Annotated in this window: 14 protein-coding genes, 1 riboswitch and 1 other annotated feature; all 14 genes read left to right on the top strand. The window is 50.8% G+C overall.

The features are described from left to right. The first annotated feature begins 71 nt into the window (after nucleotides 1-71). The 14 genes from DXA87_RS10695 (at nucleotide 72) to DXA87_RS10630 (ending at nucleotide 16,127) form a co-directional block, all read left to right on the top strand. Nucleotides 72-1,322, top strand: a complete 1,251-nt coding sequence (locus tag DXA87_RS10695; protein ID WP_117504328.1) for a chloride channel protein — start codon at nucleotides 72-74, stop codon at nucleotides 1,320-1,322. A gap of 166 nt (nucleotides 1,323-1,488) precedes the next feature. After that, nucleotides 1,489-1,686: riboswitch (cobalamin riboswitch) on the top strand. A gap of 54 nt (nucleotides 1,687-1,740) precedes the next feature. Beyond that, nucleotides 1,741-2,766, top strand: a complete 1,026-nt coding sequence (locus DXA87_RS10690) for a sirohydrochlorin cobaltochelatase (RefSeq protein ID WP_117504326.1) — start codon at nucleotides 1,741-1,743, stop codon at nucleotides 2,764-2,766. 136 nt (nucleotides 2,767-2,902) lie between these two features. Continuing rightward, nucleotides 2,903-3,844, top strand: a complete 942-nt coding sequence (locus tag DXA87_RS10685; protein WP_117504324.1) for a hypothetical protein — start codon at nucleotides 2,903-2,905, stop codon at nucleotides 3,842-3,844. A gap of 6 nt (nucleotides 3,845-3,850) precedes the next feature. Next, the gene (locus DXA87_RS10680; RefSeq protein WP_242992152.1) at nucleotides 3,851-5,149 is read left to right on the top strand and encodes an ABC transporter substrate-binding protein; all 1,299 of its coding nucleotides are present in this window, start codon (nucleotides 3,851-3,853) and stop codon (nucleotides 5,147-5,149) included. Between the two features lie 252 nt (nucleotides 5,150-5,401). Further along, nucleotides 5,402-6,412: an iron ABC transporter permease gene (locus tag DXA87_RS10675; protein ID WP_117504322.1), complete on the top strand. Its 1,011-nt coding sequence runs from the start codon at nucleotides 5,402-5,404 to the stop codon at nucleotides 6,410-6,412. 25 nt (nucleotides 6,413-6,437) lie between these two features. Beyond that, a complete protein-coding gene (locus tag DXA87_RS10670; RefSeq protein WP_117504320.1) occupies nucleotides 6,438-7,577 on the top strand; it encodes an ABC transporter ATP-binding protein in 1,140 nt (379 codons plus the stop codon). Nucleotides 7,578-7,580: 3 nt separating this feature from the next. Then, nucleotides 7,581-7,780, top strand: a binding site (T-box leader). Between the two features lie 282 nt (nucleotides 7,781-8,062). Next, nucleotides 8,063-10,003, top strand: coding sequence for a threonine--tRNA ligase (gene thrS, locus DXA87_RS10665; RefSeq protein WP_181968341.1), 1,941 nt, complete (start codon nucleotides 8,063-8,065; stop codon nucleotides 10,001-10,003). 159 nt (nucleotides 10,004-10,162) lie between these two features. Beyond that, a complete protein-coding gene (locus DXA87_RS10660; RefSeq protein WP_117504316.1) occupies nucleotides 10,163-11,587 on the top strand; it encodes an HlyD family efflux transporter periplasmic adaptor subunit in 1,425 nt (474 codons plus the stop codon). A 12-nt stretch (nucleotides 11,588-11,599) separates the two neighbouring features. Further along, nucleotides 11,600-12,283, top strand: a complete 684-nt coding sequence (locus DXA87_RS10655) for a YggS family pyridoxal phosphate-dependent enzyme (protein ID WP_015554528.1) — start codon at nucleotides 11,600-11,602, stop codon at nucleotides 12,281-12,283. Between the two features lie 17 nt (nucleotides 12,284-12,300). Then, nucleotides 12,301-12,813, top strand: a complete 513-nt coding sequence (locus DXA87_RS10650) for a cell division protein SepF (protein ID WP_015554529.1) — start codon at nucleotides 12,301-12,303, stop codon at nucleotides 12,811-12,813. A gap of 12 nt (nucleotides 12,814-12,825) precedes the next feature. Beyond that, a complete protein-coding gene (locus tag DXA87_RS10645; RefSeq protein ID WP_117470267.1) occupies nucleotides 12,826-13,581 on the top strand; it encodes a YlmH/Sll1252 family protein in 756 nt (251 codons plus the stop codon). A gap of 12 nt (nucleotides 13,582-13,593) precedes the next feature. After that, nucleotides 13,594-14,694 (top strand): 3-dehydroquinate synthase, encoded by a 1,101-nt coding sequence (gene aroB / locus DXA87_RS10640; RefSeq protein ID WP_117504314.1) that lies wholly within the window; start codon nucleotides 13,594-13,596, stop codon nucleotides 14,692-14,694. An 8-nt stretch (nucleotides 14,695-14,702) separates the two neighbouring features. Further along, complete coding sequence (gene lspA, locus DXA87_RS10635; RefSeq protein ID WP_117504312.1) at nucleotides 14,703-15,212, top strand: signal peptidase II; 510 nt, start codon at nucleotides 14,703-14,705, stop codon at nucleotides 15,210-15,212. A 3-nt stretch (nucleotides 15,213-15,215) separates the two neighbouring features. After that, the gene (locus DXA87_RS10630; protein ID WP_117504310.1) at nucleotides 15,216-16,127 is read left to right on the top strand and encodes an RluA family pseudouridine synthase; all 912 of its coding nucleotides are present in this window, start codon (nucleotides 15,216-15,218) and stop codon (nucleotides 16,125-16,127) included. Nucleotides 16,128-16,280 lie beyond the last annotated feature (153 nt).

The raw sequence follows: 16,280 nt of genomic DNA, 5'->3' as shown, positions 1-16,280 counted from the left end.
ATGTCCAGGCAGATCCGGGCAAGATATGCCTGGATATCTGGCAATTTGTTACTTAGTAAAGGGGAAAATGTATGTACAGAAGCGAAACTCAGACAGCGCTTAATAAGAATATCCTGTATTTTATCCGTTGGACCGCGATCTCCATCGTGATGGGAACCGTCTGTGGCCTTATCGGAACGGCGTTTGGATACGGGGTCATCTATGCCCAGCGGCTGTTTAAGACCCACAGCTTTATGCTGTACCTGATGCCTGTGGCCGGCGTCCTGATCGTCCTGCTTCACCAGATGTTCCATGAGCTCGGAAACAGGGGAACGAACCTGATCTTAGAGTCCATCTCCTCGGACGAGCGGATCCCGATGGCAACGCTGCCCTGTATCTTTATCTCGACGATCTTAAGCCAGGCTGTAGGTGCTTCCGCCGGAAAAGAGGGAGCGGCCTTACAGATCGGCGGATGCATCGGAAATTATTTCGGCGATGTGTTCCATATGGATGAGAGAGATAAGAAAGTCATGATCATGAGCGGCATGAGCGGCTGCTTTGGTGCGATCTTCGGGACGCCGCTTGCGGCAGCCATGTTCGGAATTGAGGTCATCAGCATTGGTGTCGCCTACTACGCGGCTCTCGTTCCCTGCGTATTTGCTTCCTTTATCGGGGCGCAGATTTCAGGAGCTCTCGGTCTTCACGGCGAATCTTTCCCGATCCTTCATATTCCGGAGTTTTCTCTTGTTCCGGCGCTCTACACCGTTGGTCTTGGTCTTACCTGCGCTCTTTTAAGTGTCTGCTTCTGCATCCTGCTCCATGAGACTCAGCATCTCTATAAAAATAAGATCGGGAATGTCTATGTGCGGATCCTTGTTGCGGCAGGACTTTCCATCGCGCTGGCACTTATCTTCGGACGGGATTACTGCGGAGCCGGATTCAACCTTGTTGAGAAAGCAGTTGACGGGGAATCAGCATATCTTGGATTTTTGTTGAAAATGATCTTCACGGCAGTCGCCCTGGGCGGCGGATTTAAAGGCGGAGAGATTGTTCCAACACTGGCGGTGGGAGCTTCCTTCGGATGCACCTTCGGACTGCTCACAGGCTTCGAACCGTCCCTCTGTGCGGCAGCAGGAATGCTCGCTACCTTTGTCGGTGTCACAAACTGCCCGATCGCGACTATGTTCCTGGGATTCGAGCTATTTGGCTTTGAGGCAATGCCGTACTTTGCGGTGGCGGTCGCCATCAGCTTTACGCTGTCGGGATATTATGGTCTCTACAGCGGACAGAAGTTTACATACTCCAAGACGAAGGCGGAGTTTATTAACCGGAAGGCGCACTAAAGGTATCAGACCGTGCTTTAGCACATCAGCAGTCAGGTATTACGGAAATACTCCTCGGGTTTCAAGGGTTTTCTGTGATATCCGATTGCTTTTTTATTGCGGAGATGTTATGATAATCGTTACAGGTCCATATACATGCGGTGCTGTCATGAACCACCGGGCTGTTGTTTTATCCATATGCCCAGGCGTCATGAGAGTTAAAAGGGAAACAGGTCAAAAGCCTGCGCGAGCCCGTCACTGTAGATCCGGAGTACATGAGCATTGTCCGTCACAAACGGACAGTCACTGGCAGTTTCTGCTGGGAAGGCGTCTCATATGCGATGATGGATGAGCCAGGAAACCTGCCGGATGTCTGCTGGGAGAAAAAAGAACCAGGCTGGGACCTGAAAATTCATTTTTCAAGCGAGGAGAAGAGTAAATGAGAAAAGCAAACCTTTATGCCGTTATGACAGCGGCAGCCGTATCCATGGCAATCCTTTCCGGATGCTCCGGAAGCCAGACAGCAGCAACAACTGCTGCAGAGACTACTACAGTCGCAGAGACAACCGCGGAGGAAACTACAGCAGAAGCGACAGAGGCTGAAGAAGAGGACGAAGAGAATTACGATACAGGAGATGCTTCCATGGATAACACAAGAAATCAGGATGAGATCGGCGAGAATGAACTTCTTGTAGTAAGCTTTGGTACAAGCTATAATGACAGCCGCAGACTGACAGTCGGCGCTATCGAGAACGCCATCGAGAACGCATTCCCGGACTATTCCGTTAGAAGAGGTTTCACAAGCCAGATCATCATTGACCATGTAAAGAAAAGAGACAATATTGCGATCGATAACGTGACAGAGGCTTTAAACCGTGCCATCGACAACGGTGTCAAGAATCTTGTTGTACAGCCGACCCACCTTATGAATGGTCTTGAGTACACAGATCTTGTAAATGAGTTAGCAGAAAACTCCGATGCCTTCGAGCATGTTGCTGTCGGCGAGCCGCTTTTAACTTCCGACGATGACTTCAAGACTGTGATCTCCGCAATCACAGACGCAACAAAGGAGTATGATGACGGCGAGACAGCGATCTGCTTCATGGGCCATGGCACAGAGGCCGATTCCAACGCTGTTTACCAGAAAATGCAGGATATGTTAAAGGAAGAGGGCTTTGACAACTACTATGTAGGTACTGTTGAGGCAACTCCGTCCTGTGAGGATGTTATTGCACAGGTAAAAGAGGGCTCCTACAAGAAGGTCGTTTTAGAGCCGCTTATGATCGTAGCTGGTGACCATGCGAACAACGATATGGCCGGTGACGATGACGATTCCTGGAAGAGCCAGTTTGAGGCTGCAGGTTATGAGGTTACCTGCCTTGTAAGAGGACTCGGTGAACTCGAGCCGATCCAGCAGCTCTTTGTGCAGCATGCCCAGGCTGCCGTTGACAGTCTCGCAAAATAAGATAGCTCACTATGGGCGGTCGATGATTCGACCGCCTTTTTCTGATACAGGAATGTAGTGATGCTGACTTATCTGAAGCAGCCAGAATGCTGATAGCAGGCACTGCACTGATAATTTGAAGGGAGAGAAAAATTTTATGCATAAATTAAAACAGTTTACATTTGCACTTGCCGCAGTCTGCGCCCTGTCCACAGCATGCGGACAGCCCGGCACGACTGAGACAACATCTGCCTCTGCTGCAGAAACCAAGGCTGAAACTACGGTGGAGACGACTGCTGCCGTTGAATCAAAAGCCGCCGTTGCCTCCGGCAATGAGACCGCTGCGGAACAGACGATTGACACCGTGGGCCTCGTTCCGGTATCCGCAGCGGACCTGAAAAATGGAACTTACGATATTTCCGTAGAGTCCAGTTCCTCCATGTTTAAGATCATATCCTGTGCCCTGACCGTCCAGGACGGCGCGATGACCGCGAGAATGACTATGGGCGGAACCGGATATCTCTATGTCTACATGGGAACCGGCGAGGAGGCATCGAAGGTTCCGGAATCCGACCTGATCTCCTTTGAAGAGAATTCTGATGGGACCCACAGCTTTACGGTCCCGGTGGAGACATTAAATGAGGTGCTTCCGTGCACCGCGTTCAGCAAGAAGAAAGAGAAATGGTATGACAGAGAACTCGTCTTTGAGGCATCGGGAATTCCGGCAGATGCGTTTCTCAATACATCCTTAAAGACTGTGGAAGATCTCGGTCTCGCAGATGGAACCTATACTGTAGAAGCCGCTCTGACCGGCGGGTCCGGCCGTGCGTCTGTGGAATCCCCGGCGGTGGTCGAGGTAAAGGACGGAAAGGCAGAAGCGACGATCATCTGGAGCAGCTCCAACTACGACTATATGCGGGTGGACGAGGAGAAGTTTCTTCCGGTCAATACGGAGGGAAATTCCACCTTTGTGATCACGGTGACTGGTTTTGACAGCCCGCTGACTGTTTACGCCGACACGACGGCCATGAGCACTCCGCATGAGATCGAATACACGCTGACCTTTGATTCCAGCACGCTGGAAGAGCAGAAACAATAACACGGTATGGACAAGAACAGAATTCATTTATTCCGCAGAAGGCGGGAGACAGATAAGAGGTACAGGCGGTATGTCAGATGCCTCACCGTGATTCTTTTGAGTGTAGTCATGCTATGTGCTGGGTGCACCGGGAAAGACGCAGAGGGAAGCTCTGCCGGTGGCTCTGGGGAACAGACCGCTGCGGCAGACAGCCGGCAAAACGAAGCCGGCAGCAGCACTGAGGCAGCCCCAAAAACGGAGACAGCTGCTACAGCTTCCCGCAGCTGGAACAATATGTCCCCGGTAAGTTCCATGGATCTTCTCTATGCGGATCAGTTTTCCGTGGATTATTATGAGAATGACATCTCGCTCATCACCATCGAGGATACAGACCAGTTCCTTCTTCTGCCGGAAGGGATGTCCGCGCCGGCCGGACTGCCGGATTCCATCAAAATCCTCCAGAAACCGGTAAAAAATATCTATCTTGTGGCGACATCCGCTATGGATGATTTCATTCACCTGGACGCAATGGATTTGATTGCGCTCTCCGGCACAAAGGACACCGGATGGTATCTGCCGGAAGCAAAAACGGCAATGGAAGAGGGAAAAATTGCCTATGCCGGAAAGTACAGCGCTCCGGACTACGAGAAGATCTTAAGCAGTGACTGCGGTCTCGCCGTGGAGTCCACCATGATCTACCATACTCCCGAGGTAAAAGAACAGTTGGAACGCCTTGGGATCCCGGTTCTCGTGGAGCGGTCCAGCTATGAGGGCCATCCCCTGGGAAGAATGGAGTGGATCCGGCTCTACGGTGTCCTGACGGGAAAAGAGGCTGAGGCGGAACAGATATTTCGCGAAAATATTGACGCTCTGTCCGATGTTCTCGACATGGAACCATCCGGAAAAACGGCCGCTTTTTTCTATGTGACGAATTCCGGCAGCGTCAATGTCAGGAAGAATGGGGACTATATCGCAAAAATGATCGCCCTGGCAGGCGGAACTTACATTCCCGGGAATGCCGGTTCTGATGAGAACGCACTTTCAACGATGAACATGGATTTTGAGTCCTTCTATGCCGCCGCGAAGGATGCGGATGTGCTGATCTACAACAGTACCATTGACGGGGAACTCACCGCGATCGATGAGCTTTGCGCAAAGAATCAGCTTTTTGCGGATTTCAAGGCAGTGAAAGAGGGCAATGTCTGGTGTACCGGGAAGAACATGTTCCAGGAGACCATGGGCCTGGGGGATATGATCCGGGATATGAACGCGGTGTTTGCCGACGATACCGAATATAGCTTTACATATCTTCATCAACTGAAGTGACACGCAGGTGACAGCTGATCAACAGCACGGGATCGTCACTGCGTTGAATTCACACCTGTTGATGAGAACACGAAAAAGTTTAAATTATAGTAACTGTTCAGTAGGTCTGCGCACTTGCTGCGCTGACCGTAAGAAAACATAGGCTGGAAGGCAAAAATCCCATCAGCGAAGCTGATCTGGAATGGATTTTTGCACGTAACTATGAAGGTACTGAATAGTTACAAATTATAAATGAAAGGGGGAAGAACGCCTATGTCAACCCAGTCTAAGCGGATCGTCCGGGCCTACCTGCTGTTATTTGTCCTGCTTGCAGCCTTAAGCTTTCTGAGCCTGGCCGTCGGCAGCGTGCGCGTATCGGCAGCAGATATTCTTGTGGCCCTGGGTGGAAAAGAGGGGACTGATATGACCCGTCATATTCTCTTTGATATCCGCCTCCCCAGAATGCTGGCGGCGTTGATCCTCGGCGGGGCGTTATCGGTGTCGGGCTTTCTGCTGCAGACATTTTTCTCGAATCCCATCGCCGGCCCCTTCGTCCTTGGAATCTCTTCCGGCGCGAAGCTCGCCGTTTCGATCTTCATGATCCTGTTTCTCGGACAGGGACTCATCATGAATTCCTGGGTCATGATCGGTGCGGCTTTTCTCGGTGCAATGGCCTCCATGGGCTTCGTGCTGGCGGTCTCAAAAAAGCTTCCTCAGATGTCCATGTTAGTGGTAAGCGGGATCATGATCGGATATATCTGTTCGGCGGCAACGGATTTTATCGTAACCTTCGCCGATGACTCCAATATCGTGAACCTCCACAACTGGTCCATGGGCAGCTTTTCCGGCATCTCCATGGACGGGGTAAAGATCTGTCTCCTTGTGACTGCAGCAGCTCTCTTTTGTTCCATGCTGCTCTCAAAAGCCATGGGTGCCTATCAGCTGGGGGAGGTCTACGCGAGAAACATGGGTGTCAATATCAAACGGTTCCGGATCGAGCTGATCCTGTTATCCAGCATTCTTTCCGCTACAGTGACAGCCTTTGCGGGCCCCGTCTCCTTCGTGGGGATCGCGGTGCCCCATATGATCAAACAGCTGTTTAAGACCGCGAAGCCCATCGTTGTGATCCCGGGATGTTTCCTTGGCGGTGCAGTATTCTGCCTGTTCAGCGATCTGCTGGCGAGAACGTTGTTTTCACCGACAGAACTTTCCATCAGTTCTGTGACGGCGGTGTTCGGAGCGCCGGTGGTGATTGCCATGATGATAAAAAGAGTGAAACGTTGATAGGAATAGTCTGAAAGGAGAGCCCATGCAGAACTACCTGACAGCAGACAATTTAACCGTCGGATACCGCGGAAAACCGATCCTGTCCGACATCTCCATGAACATCCGCCGCGGATCCATCGTCACGCTGATCGGACCGAACGGGGCTGGAAAATCCACGATCTTAAAGAGCATCATCCGGGAACTTTCCCCATTAGGCGGAAGTGTATTTCTTGACGGCACAGCCCTGGAGGATTACTCGGATCCTGATTTTGCGAAAAAGACCGCGGTGGTCATGACGGGTCGGCCGGATCCGGAGCTTATGACGTGTTTTGACGTGGCGGCAGCAGGAAGATATCCGTATACCGGGCGGTTCGGGATCCTGTCCAAAGAAGACAAGAAAAAGGTCATGGATGCCCTCGAAATGGTCCGGTGCGAAAGCCTTGCGGATGTCCTGTTCCAGAACACCAGCGACGGACAGAAACAGCGGATCCTCTTAGCCCGGGCGATCTGCCAGGAACCGGAGCTTCTCGTTCTCGACGAGCCCACATCCTTTCTCGATATCCGGCACAAACTGGAGCTTCTCGATATCTTGAAGAAACTGGTCCATGAGCGCAATGTGGCAGTCCTCATGTCGCTTCACGAGCTGGATCTTGCGGAGAGGATCTCTGACTATGTGCTCTGCGCGGAAAACGGGACCATCGGGAGAACAGGGACGCCCCAGGAGGTGTTTGAGGGAGACTATATCGCAAAGCTCTACGGAATCGAACACGGGAGCTATCTGACGTCCCTTGGATTTCCGGAACTCCCGAGAACAGACGGAGCGCCGGGGGTCTTTGTCATCGGCGGCATGGGGAGCGGGATTCCTGTGTACCATGCCTTAAACCGGGCGGGGATCCCCTTTGCGGCGGGCGTGATCCATGAAAACGATATGGAGTACCAGACAGCGAGAGTGCTGGCAGCAGAAGTGATCCGGGAAGCGGCCTTCGAACCGGTGGGAGAGCAGGCGTTTCTTAGGGCGAAGAAAGTGCTAGAGTCCTGTGAGGCCGTTTTCTGCCCGTTAAACGTCTTCGGAACTATGAATAAAAAAAACCGGGAACTTCTCCGGATCGGAACGGAACTCGGAAAATTACGGCAAATTCATCTTGACAAATCTGATTCCGGTGATATACTAAATGACAAGTGAAAAAACAACACGTTGACAGGAAGAGTACGTTCGGAAACTGCTCAGAGAGGGATACATTTGGTGAGAGTTATCCTGCACGGAACGAGCTGAAGACCACCCTGGAGTGTCCCTTAATCGGGAACGGTGATTCCGTTATCATCAAATGAAGTGGTATAGAAATTCTATACAAGCAGGGTGGAACCACGGGTAATCTCGTCCCTTGATTATGTGAAAACGCATAATCAAGGGACTTTTTTATTTACGCGAACAACGAGCCAAAGTCCGCGCTTGCGCGAGACCTTGGCGACTGCCGCGATAACAAGGGGAAACTCGCGAAGCGTGTTTTCACTTGTTTGCGCGAGTGACAAAACAGAGACTGTGTTCACACAGGAAACTGAAAACGCGGTATTACAAGCCACGGCTCGCGTGAGATTTTCACTGAGAAAAAGCAGCTGTAAAATATCTCGGCTGCACGAAATTTTTCCAAGAGAAAAAGGAGAATGAACATGAAAGTAACATTAAAAGACGGCTCTTTTAAAGAGTATGCACAGCCGATGGCTGTCATCGACATCGCAAAAGACATCAGCGAAGGTCTTGCAAGAATGGCCTGTGTCGCAGAGATCGACGGAGAAGTAAAGGATCTGCGCACGATCGTTGACAAGGACTGCACTTTAAATATCTTCACAGCAAAGGATCCAGAAGGACTTGCAGCACTCCGCCACACAGCAAGCCATGTAATGGCTCAGGCGATCAAGCGAATCTGGCCGGAGACAAAGCTTGCCATCGGTCCGTCCATTGCTGACGGTTTCTACTACGATATCGACCGTGATGAACCGGTAACATCCGACGACCTCGCAAAGATCGAGGCTGAGATGAAGAAGATCATCAAGGAAGCTCTCCCGTTAGAGCGTTTTGAGCTTCCGAGAGCAGAGGCGATCGCCCTTATGAAAGAGAAGAACGAGCCGTACAAGGTAGAGCTCATTGAGGATCTTCCGGAAGATTCCATCATCAGCTTCTACAAGCAGGGTGAGTTCACCGACCTCTGTGCAGGTCCGCACCTCATGAACACAAAGGAAGTCGGCAAGGCATTCAAGCTCATGAACATCGCAGGCGCTTACTGGCGCGGAAGCGAGAAGAACAAGATGCTGACCCGTATCTACGCAACAGCCTTTGCGAAAAAAGAGGACTTAGACGCTTACGTTACCATGATGGAAGAGGCGAAGAAGCGTGACCACAGAAAGCTCGGCAAAGAGCTCGGTCTCTTCATGATGAGCGATGCAGGCCCAGGATTCCCGTTCTTCCTTCCAAAGGGAATGGTCTTAAAGAACACACTGCTTGACTACTGGCGCGAGATCCACAAAAAAGCAGGTTATGTAGAAATCTCCACACCGATCATCTTAAACAGAAGCCTCTGGGAGACATCCGGTCACTGGGATCACTATAAAAACAACATGTATACAACCGTCATCGACGGCGAAGATTACGCCATCAAACCGATGAACTGCCCGGGCGGCGTTCTTGTTTACGCTTCCGAGCCGCGTTCCTACCGTGACCTTCCGCTCCGTATGGGTGAGCTCGGTATCGTTCACCGCCATGAGAAATCCGGTCAGCTTCACGGACTCATGCGTGTACGCTGTTTCACACAGGATGATGCCCATATCTTCATGACTCCGGAGCAGATCCGTGATGAGATCAAGAACGTAGCAGGTCTGATCAACCAGGTATATTCCCTGTTCGGATTCAAATATCATGTAGAGCTCTCCACAAGACCGGAAGACTCCATGGGAAGCGACGAGGACTGGGAGCTTGCAACAAACTCCTTACAGGGCGCATTAGACGACCTTGGACTTGACTATGTGATCAACGAAGGAGACGGCGCATTCTACGGTCCGAAGATCGACTTCCATCTGGTAGACGCGATCGGCAGAACATGGCAGTGCGGTACGATCCAGCTTGACTTCCAGCTTCCGCAGCGTTTCGAGCTTGAGTACATCGGCGCTGACGGTGAGAAGCACAGACCGATCATGATCCACCGCGTATGCTTCGGTTCCATCGAGCGTTTCATCGGTATCCTGATCGAGCACTTCGCTGGCGCATTCCCGACATGGCTTTCACCGGTTCAGGTTAAGGTTCTCCCGATCTCTGAGAAGTACGAGGAGTACGCAAAATCTGTCAAAGCAGCTCTTGACGCGGCTGACATCCGTGCTGAGATCGACCTCCGTTCTGAGAAGATCGGCTACAAGATCCGTGAGGCACAGGGGCAGAAGATCCCGTACATGTTAGTTGTCGGCCAGAAGGAGCAGGCAGATGGAACTGTATCCGTAAGAAGCCGCTTCAAAGGCGATGAGGGCGCTGAAGATCTCAACGTATTTATCGCAAACATCAAGGCTGAGATCGCTGGCCGTGTAAACCGTCCGGTCGAGGTTAAAAAGGAGGAGGAGAAATAATCCTCTGCTCGTTTAACTAGGTGCTGAAATTTCAGATTTTCGCCGGTCTTCGGAATTTTCCGGGGACCGGCTTTTTTTCTGTTTTTTGTCTGTCTGCTTGCACTTTTTTCCGAATGATGGTATCATATTACGGAATATGACCGTTGGGAGGTTTATCAATTGGCGAAGAAAAAGAACAAGAAAGTCGTTCGTTATCGCCGGCCCCTGAATATCAATGTGGGCATGATCATTTTTGCCCTTATTTTCTTATATATGGCATTTTATCTCTATACCTACCTTCGCAGGGACAAGGTGGAGTTTTATGAAGTTGTGGAGGGAAGTATCGTAAACGATACGAGGCACACCGGAATCATTTTCCGGACAGAGGAGCCGAAATACACGGACCGTGCCGGAAATATCAACTTTTATCTGAGAGAGGGGAAAAGGGCAGCTGTCGGTACGAGAGTCTATTCCATTGATGAGACGGGAACGCTTTCCGCCCTGCTCGCGGAAAAAACGGACGGGTCTGTAGCCCTCTCAAAGGAAAACCTCGCTTCCTTAAAAAAGCAGCTGTCCAGCTTCAGCCAGACATTCACGAACGAAGATTTCCGGGAGGTCTATGATACGAAAAACACCCTGGATGCGGAAGTCCTGGAGTATGTGAGCGTTGATACCTTAAAAAATCTCGACAGCGCAGTCTCTGAACTGGGCGGAAATTTCACCCAGGTGCGGGCGGATCAGTCCGGCATTGTGTCCTACTCGGTGGATTCCATGGAGACACTGACACCGAACCAGGTGACAGCGGATATGTTTGACAAGAGTTCCTACAAGAAATCCAGCGTGCGCTCAGGACAGCTCGTGGAGACCGGGGCACCGGCCTACAAGATCATCACCTCCGAGGACTGGTCCATCGTGTTCCCGATGTCGGAGCAGGAGCTTACCACTTATAATGGAAAGACTTCCCTCGCCGTGAAGTTTAACGGCAGGGATCTTGAGACCTCCGGCGCGTTCTCCACAGTGACAGGCGGAGATGGAAAGACATACGGAAAACTCGATTTTTCTAAATATATGGAACAGTTTGTTTCCGACCGGTATGTGGATTTTGAGATCGTGACCGATGAAGTCCGGGGACTCAAGATCCCGAGAAGCTCCGTCACCGATGTGACTTTCTATGTGATCCCGAAGGATTATTATGTGAGCGCAAAGAAGGATTCTTCCGATTCCTCCTCCGTCTCCCAAAGCGGCTTCCGCAAGGAGACCTACGCGGATGGAAAGACGGTGGGTGTCATCACTTCGTGCACGATCTACTACGCGGATGATGAATACTATTACGTGGATGCCGGGGAGAACAGTGAACTGAAAGCCGGGGATTTCCTTACAAAGGACGATTCCGAAGAGCGTTACCAGATCGGAATGACCCAGACGGTACAGGGCGTCTACAATATCAACCGTGGATACGCGGTATTCAGAAGGATTGAGATCCTTTCTTCGAATGATGAGTATTACACCATCAAAAAGGGCACCGATTATGGTCTGTCCGTCTACGACCACATCGTCCTGGATGCCAACGCCGTGACCGGAAACGGAATGATCATCTATCAGTAGGAGGTTTTTATCATGTCAGTTGCAGAGAATATAAAGAACGTAAGGGAACGAATGAACGCAGCCTGCCTTCGCGCGGGAAGAGATCCGAAGGAGGTCACCCTGATCTCCGTCAGCAAGACGAAGCCGGTCTCCATGTTGATGGAGGCCTATGAGGCGGGAGAGCGCGACTACGGCGAGAATAAGGTACAGGAGATCACGGAGAAGCGCCCGCAGATCCCGGAGGACGCAAAGTTCCACATGATCGGCCATCTCCAAACAAACAAGGTCGGACAAGTCATCGACAAAGTGGTCCTGATCCACTCCTGTGACAGCGTCCACCTGGCAGAGAAGATCGAGAAGGAAGCCGCAAAGCGCGATATGATCGCCAATGTGCTCCTTGAGGTCAATGTGGCGAGAGAGGAGAGCAAATTCGGCATGTTCTTAGAGGACGTAATTCCGAATTTAAAGGAGATCCAGGCATTTCCCCATGTCTGCGTAAAGGGAATGATGACCATTGCACCAAATGTCGAAAATGCAGAAGAAAATCGAAAATATTTTAAAGAATTATATCAATTATATGTTGACATCAAAAATAAAAACATTGATAATGGTACTATGAGTGTGCTGTCCATGGGTATGACCGGTGACTTCGAGGTAGCCGTTGAGGAGGGTGCAACCATGATTAGAGTAGGAACCGGAATCTTTGGTTCCAGATAGATTGGAGAGAACTAGATATGAGCTTTTTAGGCAAGATTATGGATACGATGCGTCTGAACGACGATGAAGATGACGATTACTTCTTAGATGACGATTATGAGGATGAAAAGCCGGCGAGAAAGAACCTTTTCAAGAAGCAGACAGCTGATGATTTCGATGATTATGAGGAGGAGAAGCCAAGATTTTTACCCCGCACCACCAACAGCAATAAGGTTGTTCCGATGCGCCGCGGAAGCGGAATGGAAGTTTCCTTAATTAAACCGACCTCCTTAGATGACGCAAAGGAGATCTGCGATTACCTGCTTGCCGGAAAGGCAGTAGTCCTTAATATGGAGGGAATCCACACCGAGACCGCACAGCGGATCATCGATTTCACATCCGGATCCACATATTCCATGAACGGAAATCTCCAGAAAATTTCCAACTACATTTTTATCGCAACCCCGCAGTCCGTTGAGCTGTCCGGTGACTTCCAGGATCTTCTTACCGGAGGAAACTTAGACGTATCCGGACTCAACATCCATCTTTAATTAAGGATCCATATGGAAAAGGAAGAACAGCTTTTTAGGAAGCGGATCCAGGAACTGGCAGAAAACGCTTACTCCCGCGATATCCCGCTTCACACAGATTTTCTGACGCTCGCAGAACAGACTGTCTTCCAGAATATGTCGGCTACACTGCCGCCGGTGAAGTTCGTACTTTCCGGCGGCTTTCCGATGTCTGAAAGAAAGGTTTTGTGCTTTCTGGCGTCCTATGAGGAGGAACTTTACGCGCCGCCCTTCGTGTGTTTAAAGATCGTTCCCGCAAACAGGCGCTTCGCGGAGAAGCTCACCCACAGAGACTATCTCGGGGCGATCATGAATCTCGGAATCGAGAGGGCCATGATCGGGGACATCGTCCTGCAGGATGGAAATGCCTGGGCGTTTGTCATGGAAAAGATGAGCAGATATCTTGCGGAGAATCTCACGATGATCCGGCACACCTCTGTTGTCACGGAGATCACGGCAGATTTTTCTGAGCTTCCGGAGCCAGAGATGGAGGAAATTTCAGGAACAGTGAGTTCCGTCCGCCTGGATTCTGTTATCGCGCTTTGCGGAAGACTTTCCAGGACGAGGGCAGCATCATATATCGAAGACGAGAAGGTCTCTGTCAACGGGGCTGTCTGCACGAATGTATCGCTGAATCTTCGGGGCGGAGAGATCTTATCGATCCGCGGCATCGGCAAATTCCGGTTTGGCGAGCCAGGAAATCTTACGAAAAAGGGGCGGACATCTGTCGTGGTGTACCGCTATAAATAGGAGGTTAGCCTTATGATCACAGAACATGTAAACCGGATCCCTGTCCATCTCGACGGGAAGACCATTTATGATATCGTACTGGAAGATTTTTTTGACGCCCTTGCAAAGGAGATCTCCGCGCTGGGCACTGAGAAGAAAAAGATCTGCATCATCGCGGATTCCAACGTGGCTGACTTGTATCTTGATGAAGTGACAAAGATCCTTTCCGGTTGCTGCCGTGAGGTCACATCCTACGTGTTCCCGGCAGGAGAAGAGAATAAGAACCTGAAGACAGTCCAGGGCGCTTACGAGCACCTGATCTTAAACCATTATGACAGAAAGGATCTTCTTGTGGCTTTAGGTGGCGGTGTCACGGGAGACCTCTGCGGATTTGTGGCTGCAACCTATCTCCGCGGCGTGGATTTTGTCCAGATCCCGACAACACTGTTGTCCCAGGTGGACTCCGGAATAGGCGGAAAGACCGGTGTAGACTTTGATTCCTACAAAAATATGGTAGGCGCTTTCCACATGCCGAAGCTTGTATACACGAATGTGTCCGTACTTCGCACACTTCCGGACGATCAGTTCTCCGGCGGCATGGGAGAGGTCATCAAGCACGGCCTGATCCTCGATAAAGAGTACTTTGACTGGATCCAGACGAACAGGGCGAAGATCCTCGCAAAAGACGCGGACACCTTAAAGCTTCTGATCCAGGGCAGTGATTTCATCAAGCGTGAGGTTGTTGAGATCGACCCGACGGAACAGGATGAGCGCGTGACCTTAAACTTTGGCCACACATTAGGCCATGCCATTGAGAAATTAAAGAACTTTACGATGCTTCACGGCCACTGTGTCGCTGTCGGTGCCCTGGCTGCCATGAATATCTGCAAAGAGCGCGGACTTGTAAAACAGGATGAGATCGACGCATACAAGGCACTGATGGAGTATTTCTTTATCCCGACATCCGTTTCCGGCCTTAATACGGAGGAAGTCATCGCTGCGACAAAAAATGATAAGAAGATGGAAGCCGGCGTTATCAAGTTTATTCTTTTAGACCGTGTGGGTCATGCCTATATCGACCGCACCGTCACGAAGGATGAGATGGAACGCGCCCTGGCAACTATTTTCAGATAGGAGTTTTTATGAATACCATCGGAAAACGCTACGGTGTTCTTGCCGTATGTGCCGCCCTGCTCATCGCTCTGGACCAGTGGGCGAAGAGTATGGCTTACAACACGCTGCGGGTCAATGGACCGCTTGTGCTGATCAAGGGAGTCTTTGAGCTTCTGTACTCGGAAAACAGGGGCGCTGCCTTTGGAATTCTTCAGGGAAAACAGTGGTTTTTCTTCCTAGTTGCTGCGGCTGTCGTGATCGCGGTCCTTGTTTTTGTGGCAAAGCTTCCTTCCGGGAACCGGTATCTGCCGCTCTATATTTCCATGGTCCTTCTTCTTTCCGGCGCGGTCGGAAACCTGATCGACCGTGCGGTGAGAGGATTTGTGGTGGACTTCTTCTACTTCAGCCTCATCGATTTCCCGATCTTTAATGTGGCAGACTGTTATGTAGTCTGCGCGGCCGGACTTCTGATCCTTCTCATCGGCTTTTTCTATAAGGAAGATGAGCTTTCCTTCCTTTCACCGAAAAAAGGAGAATAACCAGTGAGAGAAGAATATTTTGTGACGGAGGAGACGGCGGGAGACCGGATCGATAAGTTCCTTGCGGAACAGTATGAGAATCTTTCACGCTCTTTCCTCCAGAAGCTTTTAAAATCAGGGGAAGTTATGGTAGATGGACGCCCGGTGAAGGCAAGCTACAAGGTGGCTGAGGGGGATCTGATCTCCTTCGAGGTGCCGGAGGCTGTGGAGCCGGAGATCGTGCCGGAGGATATTCCACTGGATATTTTATATGAGGACCATGATGTGATCCTTGTAAATAAGCCGAAGGGGATGGTGGTTCATCCGGCTGCTGGACATTATACGGGGACATTGGTGAATGCGCTGATGTTTCACTGTAAGGAAGACCTCTCCGGGATCAACGGAGTTCTGCGCCCGGGAATCGTCCACAGGATCGATATGGACACCACTGGCGTCATCATTGCATGCAAGAATGATCTCGCCCACAATTCCATAGCGGCACAGCTCAAGGAGCATTCCATCACCCGCCGTTATCAGGCGATCGTTCACGGAGCCCTGAAGGACGATGAGGGAGTGATCGACGAACCTATCGGGAGAAGCCCAAAGGACCGGAAGAAGATGGCAGTCAATTATAACAACGGAAAATCCGCAGTGACCCATTACAAGGTGCTCACACGGTTTAAGGATTTCACCCATATCGAGTGCCGCCTGGAGACGGGTAGAACGCACCAGATCCGCGTTCATATGGCAAGCATTGGACATCCGCTCTTGGGTGATGCCGTTTATGGTCCGGCGAAATGCCCGTATAAGCTTCAGGGGCAGACGCTGCACGCAGGGATTTTAGGGTTCGTGCATCCGCGGACGGGGGAGTATATGGAGTTTTCGGCACCGTTGCCGGAATATTTTGAGGAGCTTTTGAGAAAATTGCCGGGATAATTTTTCCCGGCTTTTTTGTGTAATAAAAAAATCCTCGAAACGTGCCAATGATGCGCACTCGCACGAGGATGTGGATTGTCGCAAGCGACCGCGCTCGGCGCGAGAATGTGACTTGGCACATTCTTACTTATTCTGCTTTATGCATATACTGAT

The organism is Desulfotomaculum sp. OF05-3 (assembly GCF_003435535.1).
Lineage (GTDB): Bacteria > Bacillota > Clostridia > Lachnospirales > Lachnospiraceae > Pilosibacter > Pilosibacter fragilis.
The sequence above is the reverse complement of the archived record's forward strand: the minus strand, read 5'-3'. Positions and strand labels throughout refer to the sequence as shown.

What these genes read in the sequence shown, in the direction of transcription:
- DXA87_RS10685 (WP_117504324.1), top strand. Translation starts at nt 2,903, where the DNA reads ATGCATAAATTAAAACAGTTTACATTTGCACTTGCCGCAGTCTGCGCC.
- lspA (WP_117504312.1), top strand. Translation starts at nt 14,703, where the DNA reads ATGAATACCATCGGAAAACGCTACGGTGTTCTTGCCGTATGTGCCGCC.
- DXA87_RS10680 (WP_242992152.1), top strand. Translation starts at nt 3,851, where the DNA reads ATGGACAAGAACAGAATTCATTTATTCCGCAGAAGGCGGGAGACAGAT.
- DXA87_RS10645 (WP_117470267.1), top strand. Translation starts at nt 12,826, where the DNA reads ATGGAAAAGGAAGAACAGCTTTTTAGGAAGCGGATCCAGGAACTGGCA.
- DXA87_RS10675 (WP_117504322.1), top strand. Translation starts at nt 5,402, where the DNA reads ATGTCAACCCAGTCTAAGCGGATCGTCCGGGCCTACCTGCTGTTATTT.
- DXA87_RS10695 (WP_117504328.1), top strand. Translation starts at nt 72, where the DNA reads ATGTACAGAAGCGAAACTCAGACAGCGCTTAATAAGAATATCCTGTAT.
- DXA87_RS10655 (WP_015554528.1), top strand. Translation starts at nt 11,600, where the DNA reads ATGTCAGTTGCAGAGAATATAAAGAACGTAAGGGAACGAATGAACGCA.
- aroB (WP_117504314.1), top strand. Translation starts at nt 13,594, where the DNA reads ATGATCACAGAACATGTAAACCGGATCCCTGTCCATCTCGACGGGAAG.
- DXA87_RS10650 (WP_015554529.1), top strand. Translation starts at nt 12,301, where the DNA reads ATGAGCTTTTTAGGCAAGATTATGGATACGATGCGTCTGAACGACGAT.
- DXA87_RS10670 (WP_117504320.1), top strand. Translation starts at nt 6,438, where the DNA reads ATGCAGAACTACCTGACAGCAGACAATTTAACCGTCGGATACCGCGGA.
- DXA87_RS10690 (WP_117504326.1), top strand. Translation starts at nt 1,741, where the DNA reads ATGAGAAAAGCAAACCTTTATGCCGTTATGACAGCGGCAGCCGTATCC.
- thrS (WP_181968341.1), top strand. Translation starts at nt 8,063, where the DNA reads ATGAAAGTAACATTAAAAGACGGCTCTTTTAAAGAGTATGCACAGCCG.